16 protein-coding genes are annotated in these 16,184 nt (G+C 69.7%); 7 read left to right on the top strand and 9 right to left on the bottom strand.

Going from position 1 to position 16,184, the window contains the following annotated elements:
- The first annotated feature begins 28 nt into the window (after positions 1-28).
- On the top strand, positions 29-1,360 hold the full coding sequence (locus tag IWX89_RS13195) for a glycosyltransferase (protein WP_196904013.1): 1,332 nt from the start codon (positions 29-31) through the stop codon (positions 1,358-1,360).
- Positions 1,361-1,456: 96 nt separating this feature from the next.
- On the opposite strand, the gene IWX89_RS13200 is transcribed toward IWX89_RS13195, so the two are convergent.
- The 5 genes from IWX89_RS13200 to IWX89_RS13220 form a co-directional block, all read right to left on the bottom strand.
- Positions 1,457-4,156 carry a LuxR family transcriptional regulator gene (locus IWX89_RS13200; protein ID WP_196904014.1) on the bottom strand — a complete coding sequence of 900 codons (2,700 nt, stop codon included), beginning with the start codon at positions 4,154-4,156 and terminating at the stop codon, positions 1,457-1,459.
- 406 nt (positions 4,157-4,562) lie between these two features.
- The gene (locus IWX89_RS13205; protein ID WP_196904015.1) at positions 4,563-4,943 is read right to left on the bottom strand and encodes a DUF1304 domain-containing protein; all 381 of its coding nucleotides are present in this window, start codon (positions 4,941-4,943) and stop codon (positions 4,563-4,565) included.
- Between the two features lie 9 nt (positions 4,944-4,952).
- A complete protein-coding gene (locus IWX89_RS13210; protein WP_196904016.1) occupies positions 4,953-5,969 on the bottom strand; it encodes an MDR family oxidoreductase in 1,017 nt (338 codons plus the stop codon).
- Between the two features lie 68 nt (positions 5,970-6,037).
- On the bottom strand, positions 6,038-6,874 hold the full coding sequence (locus IWX89_RS13215) for an ABC transporter permease (RefSeq protein ID WP_196904068.1): 837 nt from the start codon (positions 6,872-6,874) through the stop codon (positions 6,038-6,040).
- A 2-nt stretch (positions 6,875-6,876) separates the two neighbouring features.
- On the bottom strand, positions 6,877-7,779 hold the full coding sequence (locus IWX89_RS13220; RefSeq protein WP_196904017.1) for an ABC transporter ATP-binding protein: 903 nt from the start codon (positions 7,777-7,779) through the stop codon (positions 6,877-6,879).
- Between the two features lie 126 nt (positions 7,780-7,905).
- On the opposite strand from IWX89_RS13220, the gene IWX89_RS13225 reads away from it, so the two are divergent.
- Both IWX89_RS13225 and IWX89_RS13230 read left to right on the top strand, forming a co-directional pair.
- Positions 7,906-8,766, top strand: coding sequence for an LssY C-terminal domain-containing protein (locus IWX89_RS13225; RefSeq protein WP_231383271.1), 861 nt, complete (start codon positions 7,906-7,908; stop codon positions 8,764-8,766).
- Entirely contained in the window at positions 8,763-9,218 is a 456-nt protein-coding gene (locus IWX89_RS13230) for a hypothetical protein (RefSeq protein ID WP_196904018.1), read from the top strand. Before IWX89_RS13225 ends, IWX89_RS13230 begins: the two co-directional genes overlap by 4 nt.
- A gap of 42 nt (positions 9,219-9,260) precedes the next feature.
- Here the strand turns inward: IWX89_RS13230 and IWX89_RS13235 are convergent, their stop codons facing one another.
- Positions 9,261-10,169: a rhodanese-related sulfurtransferase gene (locus tag IWX89_RS13235; protein WP_196904019.1), complete on the bottom strand. Its 909-nt coding sequence runs from the start codon at positions 10,167-10,169 to the stop codon at positions 9,261-9,263.
- Positions 10,170-10,322: 153 nt separating this feature from the next.
- Here IWX89_RS13235 and IWX89_RS13240 point away from each other — a divergent pair, with 153 nt between their 5' ends.
- Both IWX89_RS13240 and IWX89_RS13245 read left to right on the top strand, forming a co-directional pair.
- Positions 10,323-10,811, top strand: a complete 489-nt coding sequence (locus IWX89_RS13240; RefSeq protein ID WP_196904070.1) for a YbhB/YbcL family Raf kinase inhibitor-like protein — start codon at positions 10,323-10,325, stop codon at positions 10,809-10,811.
- A 31-nt stretch (positions 10,812-10,842) separates the two neighbouring features.
- Entirely contained in the window at positions 10,843-11,775 is a 933-nt protein-coding gene (locus IWX89_RS13245) for a LysR family transcriptional regulator (protein ID WP_196904020.1), read from the top strand.
- Here IWX89_RS13245 and IWX89_RS13250 read toward each other — a convergent pair.
- Positions 11,718-12,524 (bottom strand): aldo/keto reductase, encoded by an 807-nt coding sequence (locus tag IWX89_RS13250; protein ID WP_231383288.1) that lies wholly within the window; start codon positions 12,522-12,524, stop codon positions 11,718-11,720. The genes IWX89_RS13245 and IWX89_RS13250 overlap by 58 nt on opposite strands.
- An 86-nt stretch (positions 12,525-12,610) precedes the next feature.
- Positions 12,611-13,582, bottom strand: coding sequence for an aldo/keto reductase (locus tag IWX89_RS13255; protein ID WP_196904022.1), 972 nt, complete (start codon positions 13,580-13,582; stop codon positions 12,611-12,613).
- 157 nt (positions 13,583-13,739) lie between these two features.
- On the opposite strand from IWX89_RS13255, the gene IWX89_RS13260 reads away from it, so the two are divergent.
- Entirely contained in the window at positions 13,740-14,759 is a 1,020-nt protein-coding gene (locus IWX89_RS13260) for an alpha/beta hydrolase (RefSeq protein WP_231383272.1), read from the top strand.
- A 73-nt stretch (positions 14,760-14,832) separates the two neighbouring features.
- On the opposite strand, the gene IWX89_RS13265 is transcribed toward IWX89_RS13260, so the two are convergent.
- Positions 14,833-15,471, bottom strand: coding sequence for a LysE family translocator (locus tag IWX89_RS13265; RefSeq protein ID WP_196904023.1), 639 nt, complete (start codon positions 15,469-15,471; stop codon positions 14,833-14,835).
- Positions 15,472-15,603: 132 nt separating this feature from the next.
- Between IWX89_RS13265 and IWX89_RS13270 the strand changes: the two genes are divergently transcribed.
- Positions 15,604-16,167 (top strand): acyl-CoA thioesterase, encoded by a 564-nt coding sequence (locus IWX89_RS13270; protein ID WP_374220518.1) that lies wholly within the window; start codon positions 15,604-15,606, stop codon positions 16,165-16,167.
- Positions 16,168-16,184 lie beyond the last annotated feature (17 nt).

Consider the following 16,184-nt stretch of genomic DNA (forward strand, 5'->3'; position numbering starts at 1 on the left):
CGCTATCACGGAAGTCACGGAGGAACGGATGCTCAGCTTCCTCGTTGTGCTGATCCTGGTTATGGGCGTCAATACCGCCCTGTGGGGCTCGGTCGGAGCGGCCCGTGTCGTCGCACACTGGGCGCGCCGGCTCTCGGCGCACGGAAGCCATTCCCAGCTCGCGCCCGGGGCGCACGCGGGCTCTCGGCGCCTCACCCCCGACGACGTCGCCGTGCTCGTCGCCGCGCACAATGAGGAACTGGTCATCGCCAACACCATCAGGTCGGCAGCGGGCATCGTTCCAGTGCGCAACATCTTCATTTCCTCCGACGCCTCGAGCGACGCGACCGCGGATATCGCCAGGGAGTGCGGGGCGAACGTCGTCGAGCTGCTCCCGAACCGCGGCAAGGCCGGGGCGCTCGTGGCCGCGATCGATCATTTCCACCTCGCCGACAGGTTCGCGGTCGTCATGCTGCTGGACGCGGACACCCAGCTGGCCCCGGACTACATGGCCACCGGCCTCCCCTTCTTTGACGACCCCGAGGTGGTCGCCGTGGCCGGCCGGGCGGCGACCGTCACCTCACCACCGTCGCCGACCCGGCTCGGCCGGTTTCTGGTTGCCTACCGGGAGCGGTTCTACGTCGTGGTCCAGTACCTGCTCAAGTTCGGCCAGGCGGCCCGGCCTGCGAACGTGGTGTCCATCGTTCCCGGTTTCGCGAGCATGTACCGCAGCCGGATTCTCGCCGACATCGACATCTGCGCCCCGGGCCTGGCCATCGAGGACTTCAACATGACCTTCGAGGTGCACGCCAAGAAGCTCGGGCGGATCGCATTCCACCCGCGTGCCGCCATCGCGTACACCCAGGACCCGGACACGCTCAGGGACTACACCAAGCAGCTCCGGCGCTGGACCCTGGGTTTCTGGCAGACCGTGCGCCGGCACGGCTTCAGGTACGGCCGGTTCTGGGGTGCCCTGGCCTTGTACGTATTCGAACTGATCACCAGCAGCATCATGATGCTGCTCTTCATCCCGCTGCTCATGCTCTCGATCGGCGCAACGGTCTGGGAGGAGGTGGCAGCCGACCACACCGGGGTGGTGGCGTCGATCGCCACGGCGATTCCCCCGACGGCGGTGTTCGTCGGTGTGCTTCTGCCCGACTATCTCCTCACCGTCCTGGTTGTCATCGTCACCCGCCGGCCGCGTTACCTCGTGCTCGGATTCGCGTTCCCTCTCGTCCGCGTCGTCGACGCGGCCATCTGCCTGTGGACTCTGCCGCAGGCCTTCTTCGGGCGTTCCACCGGCACCTGGAAGAGCCCGGCCCGCCGGAGCACACTCGTCACCGTGCCGGATCATGCGCCCGGCCGCCCGGTGACCGGTTAGGTCGACCGCCCGGGCAGCATCCGCTTCGCCCCCAGAGGCCGCCCCCTCTCGCGGATCCGGCGGGGGACCGACGGGGTGGTTTGGCGGGTGGCCAGGTCAGTTCATGCCGCTGGCGGCGCGGCCGGCGCTCGCCACACCGGTGACGGAGAGCATCGCTATCAGATGGGACCTGGACCTGGCCCCGAGCTTGTTGTAGGTGCGGGTCAGGCGCACCTCGACGGTTCGCAGGGAGACGAAGAGCTCGGTCGCGATCTCCTTGTTGCGCAGACCCCGGCAGACGAGTTCCGCGACGGTGCGCTCGTCGGGTGCCAGCTTCACGAGGAGCGGATTGTCACTGCCGGTGTCGTGGCCCAGGCGAACGGAGTCGGCTTTCCTGGCCCAGGGCATGGCCCCGAGTTGGGTGAAGATCATCCGCGCTGCCCGGTACTGTTCGGTGCTCTCGCGGATGTGCCCGAGACTGACGAGGCGGTCGGCGAAGCTCAACAGCGTGCGACCGAGCTCGAATTGGGAGTCACCGGGCTGCCACGCCTTCAGGGCCTGGTCGAACGCGAGCACGGATGCCTCCCCCGGCGTGAGCAGGGCCTCTGCCCGCGCCGAGGCCAGCGCTGTCCATCTCGTGCGGTACTGCCGGGACCGCGCGTGGAACTCGCGGAACTGGGCGACGGCTTCCCGCAGCCGGCCGGTCAGCACGTAGGCCTCGATCAGGTCGGCCTGATACCGCAGGAGGGCGGGGTTCTTGAATGCGGCTCCGATGGCCGCGGCGTTCCGGAGAAAGGCGATCGCCTCGTCGAACCGGCCCTCCATCAGGGCGAAGCGTCCCTGGTCTGCGACTAGCCGGGCGGCGAGGGCGGGGTTGTCCGAGGTGGCGAAGCTCCGGTTGCACTCATCGATGGCGGCGTCGGCCCTGGCACGGTCGCCGGTGGCCTGGAAATACCACGCCAACAGCAGACGGTGGAGATTGCGGTGCAGTTGGGCGCCGGCCCCCGAAGCGCGGAGCTGGTCGATGATGGCGATCGCCTCGAATTGGTTGCCGGCGAGGATCTCGTTTTCGGCGAGGTAGTACCGCGCGGTCTGGAGCAGGATCGGGTCGGGCTGGGGTTCCTGGTTGAGGAGTGAGCGGAGGACTCGGCGCGCGTCGCCGTGGCGGTCGACATAGGTCAGGCTTCGACCGAGCACCAGGAGCGACAGTGGGGAGACGTCTCCCGTCCAACCCTGGCGGGACAGCCGTTCGAAGGCCCTGGCGGACGGGGCAGGGTCGCCGTCCGTGGCGGCCACGAGCATGGCCGACAGGTCGTTGACCTCGATGGTGGCGGGGGTGCACCCGTCGAGAAGGGTGCGCGCCCGGGACAGGTCTTCTCTGGCGGCGTCGACCTCCCAGCGTTCCGCGTGGTGCAGGGCCATGACGCCGAGTGCGTTCGCCGCCGCGTCGGAGTCGGGGGTCCGGATGCCGCGCAGGTTTCCGCTGTCGTCGAGGTCGGTCGAGAGCAACTGCTGGCTGGACATGAACTCGATCTGGGTCCTGAGCACAGCGAGGCGCGAGGCGCATCCCCCGGAGTCCGGGTGGCGCTGCCCCAGGCGCGCGTACCGGGTGGCGAAGGACAGTTCCGCCTGCTCGTACATCGCGTGGGACAGATCGTAGAGTGCCGCACCGTGGCCGGTCGTGTCGAGGGCGATCGACAGGGCGCGTTCGGCCAGTTCGACGGCCTGCCAGATGAGCCCGCGCCGGGTGAATTCTGCGGCTGCCGACAACAACTGGTCCGAGGTCAGCCGTCCGGCATCCGCCCAGCTCTGGTGCCAGGCCGCCAGCCCGGGATCGCCACCGGCGCCCAGTTCGGCCAGGGCCGCGGCGGAATGGAGTTCGGCCCGGGTGCCGGCATCCATGCTCCAGTACGTCCGGGCGCGGAGGGCTGCGTCGCTGATCCGCAGGTAGCGCCCATCCCGGAGGACGGCGCCCGACGACAGGAGATCTTCGAGGGTGCCTCGCACGCGGGTATCGGCGGCCAGGATCGCATCCTGGCTGGTGAAGAACGCGCACGAGAGCCGGGCCAGCATTGTCTGCTGGGCGTCGCCGACATCGAGCGGATGCCGGGACGACGTCCGGGAGACCCGGAAGGGCAGGGAGACGGGTGCCAGCTGGGCCTGTTGCTCTCCGTTCAGGAGCCGGGCGTTGCGGGTCAGTTCCCGGGGCTTTCCGGCCGACGTCGCCACGACCATGCGCCGGACGGCGTCGTCGGTCCGTGAGCCGATCACCCCGGTCACCAGCGCCATCGAATCCGGGAAGGTGAGTCGTTCGAGGTTGAGGATCGGCAGCGCCGCGAGCGGTCCGTCCGTCGGCTCTGCCGACACCGTTCCGACCAGCCGGAGTCCGGTGCCGCCCAGCCTGGTGGCGACCATCGAGAACACGGTCTGGCTGGCCACGTCCATCAGATCGAGGTCATCGATGAGGAGCAGGGTCGAGGTGGGCGTGGAGTCGCGGATGAGCGCGAGCAACTCGGCAGCATTCGCCGCGATCTGCGCGTCACCGGACGCCGGTGCCAGCAGCCGCGCGGACAGTGCAGCGGCCGCTGGATTCTGGAAGGAGGCGACGAAGGCGCTCAGGCCGGACAAGGGGAACCCGGCTTCGGCCGGGTTGATCCGCAGCCGGTGCGTGACGATGCCATCCACCGGTTCCATCGCGGTCAGGAGGCGGGTCTTGCCTGCCCCCGGTTCCCCGACGATCAGCAATGCGGATTCCTGGGGTGCCGTGGCCACCTGGCGAATCCGGGCGAGCTCCTCGAGCCGTACCGTCGATTTCATGGGTGCGTGTCCGTGGTCGGGCGGAACGCGGTCGTCCGGCCCCGGTCACTGGCGCGGCGGGGGGTGGTGCCGGGGCAGTCGGGGCGTGCGGGGTAACAGAGGGGTCGTTCAATCATCAGACGGCGCTTCGTTTCGGGTAACGAGTGCGTGCGTAGTCACTCTAATCGGGGAGTACGGCAGACGTCACGGGTATGACGTGGTGCATCCTGCATAACTACCTGTGGTGCTGACAGCATCGCGCGCGGGAGGCCGCGATACCGAGTGGCCCTTGGGTGGGGGTCACTAGTAAGTAAGCTACGCTCATTTCGCCAATCGATCCCCCCCAATTGTGGGGGATCTTGGCGCGGCGGACCCGAAAGAGGGGCGCGGATGCCATGGGGCCGGTGTACAGGGCCCGGCGGCGACGTCAGGCGAGGAGGAAGAGGATGATGCCGATCAGTGGGAGGGCGCCCTGGGTCAGCGCAGCCCTCAGATAGCCGGGTCCCGTCGTCGTCAGCACGGTCGCCGCGAGCACCATGGAGCCGTTGCTGAACAGCACCAGTGCGGCGCCCGCGGCCGGCTGACCGCCGAAGAAGAGCAGGAGTCCGATGACGGCGCCGCCGGCGAGGAACAGGTTGTAGAACCCCTGGTTGTAGGCCATCGGCCGGGTCGTGTCCGCAGCAGCCTGGCTGGGCACGCCGAACCGTTTCCAGGTGGCCGGACGGGTCCACCAGACGCTTTCCATCAGGAATATGTAGACGTGCAGCAGCGCCGCGAGGGCGATGAAGGCGGACGCGACAATGCTCATGCGTGCAGCCTATTGCCGGACGTCGACCACGGTGCGCCCATGGATCGTGCCGGCGAGGATACGCTCGGCCGCCCCGAACGCGTCGTCGAGGCCGATCTCCTCGGTCAGGCCGTCGAGCAGGCCGAGGTCGAGGTCGGCCGCGAGCCGGCCCCACGCCTGCTCACGCAGTGCAAGCGGCGCCTCGACCGAGTTGATGCCGATCAGGCTGACCGCGCGCAGAATGAACGGCATGACCGTGGTCGGCAGTTCAGGGCCCTGGGCGAGACCGCAGGCGGCCACGACTCCGCCGTAGTTCATCTGGGCGAGCACGTTGGCGAGGGTGGAACTTCCGACGGAGTCCACGGCTGCGGCCCAGCGCTGGGCCTGCAGGGGTTTGCCGGGGTCACCCAGGGTGCGCCGGTCGACCAGGTCCGCAGCGCCGAGGCCCCGCAGGTAGCCGCCGAGCTCGTCGGCCCGGCCGGTGGAGGCGTGCACCCGGTAACCGCGCGCCGCCAGCAGGGCGATCGCGATCGAGCCGACTCCGCCGGCAGCGCCCGTGACGAGGATGTCGCCCGAGTCGGGCGTGATGCCACCCCGCTCGAGTGCCAGCACCGAGAGCATGGCCGTGAACCCGGCGGTGCCGATCGCGGCCGCGCGCTTCGCACTGATGCCGTCCGGGAGCCGCACGAGGGAGGCGCCGCTCACCCGGGCCCGCTCGGCCAGTCCGCCGTGGTGGGTTTCGCCGAGGCCGGCGCCGTTCAGGATGACGCGATCCCCGGTGTTCCAGCGCGGGTCGGTGCTCGCCTCCACCGTGCCGACCAGGTCGATCCCGGCGATCAACGGCCACACCCGCACGACGCCGGGGCGCCCCATCAGGGCGAGGCCGTCCTTGTAGTTGATGCCGGAGTAGTCGACGGCGACGGTCACGTCGCCCGGCATCAGGAAACCGTCATCGACCAGGCGGAGCGCCGAGCTCTGGGTCTTCCTGCCCTCCGTGTCTTCGGTGCGGTCGACGACGATTGCGCGGAACTGCGTCTCAATGCCCATGGGTCGAGCCTACGCGCCGGCCCGGCGACGGCGCGGCGGCCGACCTGCGACGTCGGCAAGGGTCTGGGTCAGGTGACGTCGCGACGCCAGCTGACGAAGTAGCCGCCGATGGTGGCCGCCGCCGCGTAGGCGAGCAGCACGAGGCCGCCCTGCCACCAGTCGAGCGCGGCCGCCGCACCGCCGACCGGGCTGGCCACGGTGAAGATGCTCGCACCGACGAGGGCGTCGGATGCCGCCCCCGGCAGGAATTTGCCGATCCCGGCGGTGGCCTCGGTGAACATCGAGGCGAAGCGCAGCAACGGTTCGACGAACTGGGTGAACGCGAGCACGATCACGATCGAGGCGACCTGGTTGGGGACGAGCACGCCGAGACCGACCCCCACGGCCGCCCAGAGGGCCATGGCGAGCAGGGTGCGGCCGATCAGGGCCCAGGTGTCGCTGTCGCCGAGCAGGGTGTCCACCCCGAACCCGTTGATGACGAGAGCCCCGATACCGACGGATGCCAGCAGCGCGACGGCGCCGAACGCGCCGCCGGCGAGGAACAGGGTGATCGCCTTCGCGGCCAGCACCTGCGCCCGCCGCGGGTTGGCGAGGAAGGTGGGCGTGAGGGTCTGGTGCCGGAATTCCCCCGTGGTCGCGAGGGCGCCGAGCAGGACCGGGAAGACATACCCGACGGAGGAGGCGAAGCTGTAGACCAGCGGGGGGAGGCTGCCGAGGGGCGGGGTGCCCTGGGAGCCGGTGCCGGCCGCGCTCGGGTCGATGGCCCCGCTCTGGATTCCGGCGAACAGCGCGGCCAGGCCGCCGGAGAGCATGCCGATGTAGCCGAAGAGCACGGCGGCGAGGATCCACCAGATGCGGGTGGTGAGGAGCTTGGCGAACTCGGCCCTGATGGCGCGCAGCAGCATGGTCACAGCGAGTCGCTTCCTTCCACGAGGGTGAGGAACGCATCCTCCAGGCCCTTCTTCTGGCGGTGCAGGGCGCTCACCTCCACGCCGGCGGTGAAGGCGATGTGGCCGATCCGTGCCGGATCGGCGGCCGTGGCCAGTAATCCGGTCCGGCCCTGGGAGAAGACGACCCCGGCCTGGGTGAGGGCGCTCGCGAGGGCGGCGCGATCGGGGGAGTCCACGACCACCTGCGGCGCCACCTGGGTCTCCAGGCTGGAGAGCGGCCCGCGGTGCACCAGTCTGCCCTTGGCGATGATGATCACGTCGTCGACGCTCTGCTGGACCTCGCTGAGCAGGTGGGAGCTGACCAGGACGGTGCGGCCCTCGGCTGCCATGTCGCGCAGGAAGCCGCGGATCCACTTGATGCCCTCGGGGTCGAGGCCGTTGATCGGTTCGTCGAGCACGAGCACGCCGGGGTCGCCGAGCAGCGTGCAGGCCAGGCCCAGGCGCTGGCGCATGCCCAGCGAGTAGCCGCCCACGCGCTGGGCGCCGTGCTCGGCCAGGCCGACCAGGCGCAGCACCTCCGCCACCCGGGCCTGCGGCAGGCCGGCCGCGGTTGCGTAGATCGACAGGTGGTTGCGGGCGGTGCGGCCCGGATGGAAGCTGGCGGCTTCGAGGGCGGCGCCGACGGTCGCCAGCGGATGCGGCAGGTCGTGGTAGCGCAGGCCGCCGAAGGTGGCGCTGCCGGAACCGGGGGTGACGAGGCCGAGCAGCATGCGCAGGGTCGTGGTCTTGCCGGCACCGTTGGGGCCGAGGAAGCCGGTGACCCGGCCGGGCTCCACGGTGAAGGACAGGTCGTCCACCGCGGTGACATCACCGAATCGTTTGGTGATGTTGCTGAACTCGATCACCGCTCCGACTGGCATCCGCGCACCCCGATTTCCGATTTGACCTCAGACTATGCCCTGCCGGGTTCGCTCGCCGAGCGCTTCGGTCAACGTCCGGACGGGTCCGGTCTCCCTCTGCCGCCCCGGGCGAACTACCATGGCGGCATGCCAGACGAGACGCGCCAGGAAACCGGCGCGGGCGGCCCGCCGATGGGTGCCCGGACCCGGTCGCGCCGGTGGTCGCCGGGTGCGGCAGCGGACTCGTTCTTCTTCGTCTTCGCCGGCCTCGCCTCGATCTGGCTGGCCGTGCTGCTCGCCTCGGAGAGCATGGGCCTGGGCTGGGGGCTCCTCTGGTTCGCCGTCGTGTTCTGGCTGCTGGTCGCCTACCTGGTCCTGCCCCGGCTGAACCGGATCCTGACCCGGATCTACGTGCCCGACTACTTCATCGGCCGAACGCGCACGAGCGACGGACTGCTGGGAGACCCGGTGAACCTGGCCGTCAACGGCTCGGAACGGCAGCTGCACGCCGCGCTCGCGGCCGCCGGCTGGACCAGGGCCGACGAGATCACGCTCGGGTCGACCTGGCGGATCGTGGCAGCGACTCTCTTCCGCCAGAGCTACGACGAGGCGCCCGTGAGCCCATTGTTCCTGTTCGGCAGGGTGCAGGACTTCGCCTACCAGCAAGAGGTGGAGGACAATCCGGCCAAGCGACACCATGTGCGGTTCTGGCGCTGCCCGGACGGGTGGATGCTGCCCGGCGGCTACCGTGTGGACTGGCTCGCCGCGGGCACCTTCGACCGGGCCGTGGGGCTCTCCCTCTTCACGCTGCAGATCACGCACAAGATCGACGCGGACACCGACCGGGAACGCGACCACATCGTGGCCGGCCTGTGCTCGGCCGCCCCGGCCGCGCGCGTTCGGCTCATCCGGGACTTCTCCAGCGGCTACCATGCCCGCAACGGTGGAGGGGACACGATCCAGACCGATGGCGATCTTCCCGTCGTCGAGCTCGGCGGTATTCCGTGAAGCGTCCCCAGGCCGTCGTGGTCGGAACTCTCCTCATGGGGTCAAGGGTCCTGGCCGGCCTCTTCGCCGTGGTCGAAGTCGGCGTGAACTGGCCGGAGTTCACGCACGCGATCGTCACCACCGGCGCGCGGACGGCCGGCGTCACGCCCGAGCAGGCGGGGGTGGCGCTGGGCATCCTGCTCGGGCTCTACGGGGCCGTCCTCGCCCTCGAACTCTGCCTGGTCATCTTCGTCTACCTCGGCCGCAACTGGGCGCGGCTCCTCGCGATGTCGTTCGCGACGCTGAGCATCGGGGCCGGCTTCATCGACTACCAGTTCAACGGTGTCGCGATCACATTGCGCACCTCGCTCCTCAGTCTGACCCTGGACATCCTGGTCCTCCTCGCACTGTCGAGCACCGCGGCCCGCGGGTATGCGCGTGCCGCGCGTGCCACTCCGCTCCGCAGCGACTGACCGACCGGAGGTACCGCTCCGCGCGCCGGAAGCAGCGGGCGGTCAGCGCGGTTGCGCGGCGTGCGCGGCGCAGGCCGGGGCGTCGCGCCCGGCGCAGGTCGCGCAGACGACGAGCTGTTCCCGGCAGGAGGCATCCCGGCAGTTGAGCATGTTCTTCGTCGGCTCATCGCAGAGCCGGCAGCGGCCGAGCACGGCGGTGTGGTCACTGAAGTCCACGGACATCCGCTGGTCGAAGACGTAGAGCGAGCCGTCCCACAGGCCGTCGTCGCCGAACGCCTCGCCGTAGCGCACGACGCCGCCGTCAAGCTGGTAGACCTCGCTGAAGCCGCGGTCCTTCATCAGGCCGCTGAGCACTTCGCAGCGGATACCGCCGGTGCAGTAGGTGACGACGGGCTTGCCTTTGAGGTGGTCGTACTTGCCGCTGTCGAGTTCGGCGACGAATTCGCGTGTGTTGGCGACGTCGGGCACCACAGCGTTCCGGAACCGGCCGATCTCCGCCTCGAATGCGTTGCGGCCGTCGAAGAAGACGACGTCGTCGCCGCGCTCGCCGACCAGCGAATGCAGCTCGGCCGGGCTCAGCTTCTCGCCGCCGCCGACGACGCCGTCCGCATCCACCTTCAGTTCGCCGGGAGCTCCGAAGCTCACGATCTCGTCGCGCACCTTCACGACCAGGCGGGGGAAGTCGAGGCTGAGGCCGGCCGGGTCCAGGGCCGTCCCGTTGCTCCACTTGAAATCGATCTGCTTGAACGCCGGATAGTCGCGCGTCTTCCGCACATAGCGTTTGAGCGAGGCAAGGTCGCCGCCGATCGTGCCGTTCAGACCCTGGGCTGAGATCAGGATCCGTCCGCGGATGCCCAGCGACTCGCAGAGGTCACGCTGCCAGAGGCGCACCGCATCGGGGTCGGCCAGAGGTGTGAAGACGTAGTAGAGCAGGATCTTCGGGATAGCCATCGACCCATTTTACCGGCCTCCCCGCCGGCTCGGCCGCTCGCGTCCCGGCGGAATCTCAATAGGCTGGTGGCAGACATCGGAGGAAACGTGAGCACACCTGATCCCCTCGCCCGGTTCGGCGAAGTCCCTCTCTTCAGCCTGACGAGCACCGACATGACCGACGGCCGGCCGCTCGCCGCTGCGCAGTACGGCAGGGGTGCCGGCGGGGCTGACGTCTCGCCGCAGTTGTCCTGGTCCGGCTTCCCGGCCGCGACCCGCAGCTTCGCGGTGACCGCGTACGACCCGGATGCGCCGACCGGCTCCGGATTCTGGCACTGGGCTGTCTTCAACCTGCCGCGGACGGTGACCAGTCTCCCGCCGGGTGTCGGTGCGGCCGGCGGGCACCTGCTTCCCGCCGGGGCGGTGACCCTGCCCAACGAGGCGGGGCAGCGCGCGTTCGTCGGGGCCGGGCCGCCGGCCGGCACGGGCACGCACCGTTACCAATTCATCGTGCACGCGGTGGACGTCCCCCACCTCGACGTCGGCCCCGCATCCACGCCGGCCGTGCTGGGATTCAACCTGCACTTCCACACCCTGGCCCGCGGCATCCTCGAGGGCACCGGCGTGTTCGGGGGAGCCTCCGGCGACACGGAAGGCTCCTAGGAACGGCGTCATCCAGCACTAGAATCGCTGAATGGAATTGCGCCAGCTCGAACATTTCGTCGCCGTCGCCGAGGAACGCCACTTCACCCGGGCCGCGGAACTCCTGCAGATCTCGCAGTCCGGCCTGTCGGCGTCGATCCGTGCGCTCGAGATCGAATTGGGCACGTCCCTGTTCATCCGCAGCACCCGGCGGGTCGAGCTGACGACCGCCGGCCGGGCGCTGCTGACGGATGCCGTGCGCACCCTGGCCAGCGCCTCCGCCGCCCGCAACGCGGTGGCCGCCGTGCGCGGGCTGATGCGCGGCACCCTCACGGTCGGCGCCGAGCCCTGCCTCGGGTCGGTCGACCTGCCGGCCGAGCTGGCGGAGTTCCGGCGGCTGAACCCGGGCGTCGAGATCCGGTTGCGCTACGGCGGCTCCGTCGACCTCGCCGAGAGCGTCGCCGGCGGGCAGACCGATGTCGCGCTCGTGGTCGAGACCGGCGACACCCCGCCCGGGGTGCGGCTGCTCCGGCTGAGCACGCAGAACCTGATCGTGCTCTGCCACCCGGAGCATCCGCTCGCCTCCAGCGCCGGGATCGAGATGGACTCCCTGCGCACCGAGTCGCTCGTCGGTTTCCAGGCCGGCTGGGGTGCGCACGTGCTGACCCGGCGCGCGTTCGCCGCGGCCGGGTTCGACTACCGGGCCACTCTCGAGGTGAACGACGTGCATCCGCTGCTCGACCTGGTCGGCCACAACCTCGGCATCGCGATCGTGCCGGAGAGCTTCGCGGAGAAACGCCCGGACGAGTTGCGCGCGGTGGCACTGCACGCGGGGATGCCGCAGTGGCACGTCGCGGTGGCCGTGGCGGACGAGCCGAGCCCGGCCGCCACGGCGTTCCTCGATCAGCTGCTCACCAGGGCGCCCGCTCAGGCGGCGTCGAGCGTGGCCGATTCCTCCGAGGTGAGCGTGAACTCGGCCGCCTGAACCGAATCCCGGATGCTCTCCGGGCGGGAGGCGCCCGGGATCGGGATCACGTGCGGCGACTTCGCCAGGTGCCAGGCGAGGCAGACCACCTGCGGGCTCACCCCGCGTGCGGTGGCGACCGCCTGGAACGGCGCGAAACGGTCGCCGAGCGTCGCGGCCGCACGGATGCCGCCGAGGGGGCTCCACGGGATGAAGGCGATGCCGAGCTCGTCGCAGAGCCGCAGCTCGGCCTCGCTGATGCGGAACGCCGGCGAGAACTTGTTCTGCACCGACGCGAGCCGACCGCCCAGGATCTCCCTGGCCTGCAGGATCTGTTCCGGGTTCGCGTTGGAGATGCCGGCCAGTTCGATCGTGCCGGCGTCGAGCAGGTCGCGCAGGGCGCCGATCGAGTCGGCGTACGGCACGGCCGGGTCGGGACGGTGGAACTGGTACAGCCCGAGCGCGTCGCCGCCGAGGCGTTTCAGCGAGGCCTCGGCGGCCAGCTTGAGGTGCTCCGGCCGGCCGTCCAGGGTCCAACTGCCGTCGCCGGGCCGGACGTGCCCGCCCTTGGTGGCCACCAGCACGCTCGACGTGTCGCCGCCCCAGGAGGCGATCGCGCCGGCAATCAGGGTTTCGTTGTGGCCGACCTCGTCGGTGTGCAGCTGGTAGGCATCCGCCGTGTCGAAGAGGGTCACGCCGGCCTCGAGGGCCGCGTGGATCGTGGCGACGGAGCGTGCGGCATCCGGTCGGCCCTCGATCGACATGGGCATGCCGCCGAGTCCGATCGCGCTGACCTCACGGTGGGCGATGTGCCGGGTCGTCACGAGTCCTTCAGTCCCCGGCCGACGGACCGGCGTCACCATGCGTACTGCTCCGGTGCCGGCTTCCGGCCCGGGAAGATCTCGTCCAGCCGGGCGAGGGCCGCCGCGTCGAGGCTGACCGTGAGCGCCCGCACGGCGGCGTCCAGCTGGCCCTGGGTGCGCGGACCCACGATCGGCGCCGTGACCGCCGGCTGGTGCAGCAGCCAGGCCAGGCCGACATCGCCCGGCTCGTGGCCGACCTCGGCGCAGAAATCCTCGTAATGCCCGATCGCGGTGCGGTGCTTCTCGAGCTGTTCGGCGACCTTGCCTTCGAGGCGGCGCCTGCCTTCGTTCTCCTTGCGGAGCACCCCGCCGAGCAGCCCGCCCTGCAGCGGCGACCAGGGGATGATGCCCAGGCCGTTGCTCACGGCCGAGGGAATGACCTCCAGCTCGATGTCGCGGGTCAGCAGGTTGTAGATCGACTGTTCGCTGACCAGCCCCGTGAAGTTGCGTCGCTTCGCCTCGGCCTGCGCGGTAGCGATGTGCCAGCCGGCGAAGTTGCTGCTGCCGGCGTAGAGGATTTTGCCCTGCGCGACGGCCGTCTCCATCGCCTGCCAGATTTCGTCCCACGGGGTGTTCCGGTCCACGTGGTGGAACTGGTAGATGTCGATGTAGTCGGTCTGCAGCCGGGTGAGGCTCGCGTCGAGGGCGCGGCGGATGTTCAGTGCGGAGAGCTTGCCTTCGTTGGGGAGCCCGCTCATGTCGCCGTACAGCTTGGTCGCGAGCACGGTTCCTTCGCGGCGGGCACCGCCCTGGGCGAACCAGTTGCCGATGATCTTCTCCGTGACGCCCTTGCCGGTGCTGTCGCCGTAGACGTTGGCGGTGTCGAAGTAGTTGATGCCGTAGCCGCGGGCGGAGTCCATGATGGCGTGAGCGTCGGCCTCAGGCGTCCAGTGGCCGAAATTCATGGTGCCGAGGCAGAGTCGGGAGACCGCGAGGCCGGAACGGCCGAGTTGTGTGTAGTCCATCTGCCCAGCCTCCACCGTGGCGAGCGACCTGTCCAACAGGGGCCGCGGATGAAATTGTGCGCTCCGGCTTCTCAATCCCGAAGGTGAGGTGCTCTCAGCTTGCTCACGGTCGCGCGTCATACAGTCATCTGGTGATCCAGACCCACCGCTCCCTCGCATGACGAAAGCATCTCCACGCACCGGCACCCGCGCACCGCTCAGCCTTGGCACCACCCGCACCAGGCCGCACAAGGAAACCGCGCTTTCCCGGGTTCCGGTCTGGGTCTGGCGGGCACTGATGCACCGCATCCTCCCGGGCGAACTGCACAAGTTCAACGCTGAACCGATCGACAGCGTCGACTACCACTTCGACCTGGACTACGCCGGCGACGGCATCCGTGACCACCGCCTCGACGTGATGGTGCCGCACGACGCGCCCGAACCTCTCCCCGTCTACATCTACTTCCACGGTGGTGGCTGGACCTCGGGCGACAAGGCGCCGCTGACCAAGTACTGCGCGAGCCAGGCCGCCGACGGCATGATCGTGGTCAACGCGAACTACCGGATGGCCACCCACTTCCAGCTCAAGCACATGCTCGAGGACGCCAACGGCGTGCTCGACTGGGTGGCCCGCAACATCGACCGTTTCGGCGGAGACCCGACCCGGATCGTCCTCGGCGGCGACTCGGCCGGCGGGCACATCGCCGCACTCCTCGCCGCCTCCGCCTACGAACCGAGGCTGGCCGCGTACTACGGCATCCGCCCGCAGGTCGAACCGGAGAATCTGCGCGGTCTCGTGCAGCACTGCAGCATCGCGGACGTCTCGGTGATGTTCGAGCGCGGCTTCGTGCTGAGCCTCAATTTTCTGCGGATGCTGCTGCCCGAGCGCGGCCGCGGGCTCGTGCTGCGCGCAGCGGCCCGTTTCATGTCCCCGATCGAGTGGCTGGACAGCGGTTTCCCTCCCGTCTTCGTGACCACCTCGGAGCGGGACTACTTCTACCGGGCCAACCTCAATTTCATCGCGGCGCTGCGTCGCCGCTCGATCGCCGTCGACACCCTGATCTACGAGCGCGGCCAGGCGAACACCCACCACACCTGGCAGCAGGATGCCCGGCACCCCGAGTCCCAGGAGGTCTACCGCCGGCTCGGAGCCTTCGTGCGCCGGGTGGCCGCCCTGCCCGCCGCAGTCCCCGCCTGACCCGGAGCGGCAGCCTGACCCGGAGCGGCAGCCTGACCCGGAGCGGCAGCCTGACCGGGAATAGCGGGACGGGTCAGGACTGCGCGCCGGTGGCGGCCAGCACGCCGCCGAGGCCGATCATCATCACGCCGCCCGTCGCGGAGAGGTTCTCCATCCGGCGGGGCGATTTCGCGAACCAGTCCCTGGCCGACCCTGCCGCGAGGGCCCAGACGCTGTCGCCGAGCAGCGCGAGCAACACGAACAGCACGCCCAGGGTCATCAGCTGCAACGGCACCGCGCCGGCCCGGTAGTCGACGAACTGCGGCAACACCGCGACGAAGAAGACCATTGACTTGGGGTTGCTGATGCCCACCACCGAGCCCTCCGCCAGCAGGCGCCAGTTGGACTTGCGGGCGACGCTCACCCCGATATCCCTGGCCACCGCCCGGCGATGCCGGATCGCGTGGACGCCCAGATAGATGATGTAGGCGGCGCCGACGAACTTGATCGCGGTGAAGACCACTACCGACTGGGTGACGATGGCCCCGAGGCCGAGCGCGACGGCCGCGATCACGGGAACCATGCCGAGGGCGTTGCCGAGCACGCTGAGGAAGCCGCCGATCCGGCCGAGCGCGAGCGAGCGCCCGATCACGAACAGCACCGTCGGGCCGGGCAGCGCGATCAGCGCGACGGAGGCCAGCGCGAACGTCAGCAGGTTGGGCAGGGGAACCATGGGGCAATGCTAGACCGCGCCGGGCAGCATCCGCTGTGGCAATCGTGCAGGTTCCGGCTCCGGCGAGACGGTTGGTTGTGGGCCTCAGCAGCAAATGCGCGGCCCGGACTGACGTCGCCCTAGCATCGCAGGGTGCATATGCTCTGGCGAACCCTCCTCCACAGTCTGCTGTCCCGCTTCGGAGCGAGGCTCGGCCACTACGACGTCGCCCGCACCCGGTTCATCACCCTGCCGACCGACCAGGACATCCTCCGGCACATGAACAACGGGGTGTACCTGTCGATCATGGACATCGCCCGCTTCGACCTGCTGCATCGCACCGGGATCTGGGCGATCTTCCTCGCCCGGGGCTGGTACCCCGTCGTCGTCTCGGAGACGATCAGCTTCCGGAAGTCCCTGACCCTCGGCCAGCGCTTCACCGTGGAGTCGCGCATCCTCGGCTTCGACGAGAAGGCCGTCTACGTGGAGCAGCGTTTCGTGCGACCGGATGCCGACGGCGTGCCCGAGGTCTACGCCCAGGGCTTCATCCGCGGACGATTCCTCAAGCGCAGCGGCGGAATCGTCACGATCGACGAGCTCACCGACGCGGTCGGGGCCGTGCCGGCATCCGTCATCGTGCCGCACTGGCTGCTGGAGTGGAGCACGGATGTCGCGATGCCCGCGACCCGCGCGGCCGCCCCCAGCATCTGGGAGTAGCCCCGCCGTCCGGGCCG

This window comes from Cryobacterium sp. MP_M3, assembly GCF_015752155.1.
Lineage (GTDB): Bacteria > Actinomycetota > Actinomycetes > Actinomycetales > Microbacteriaceae > Cryobacterium.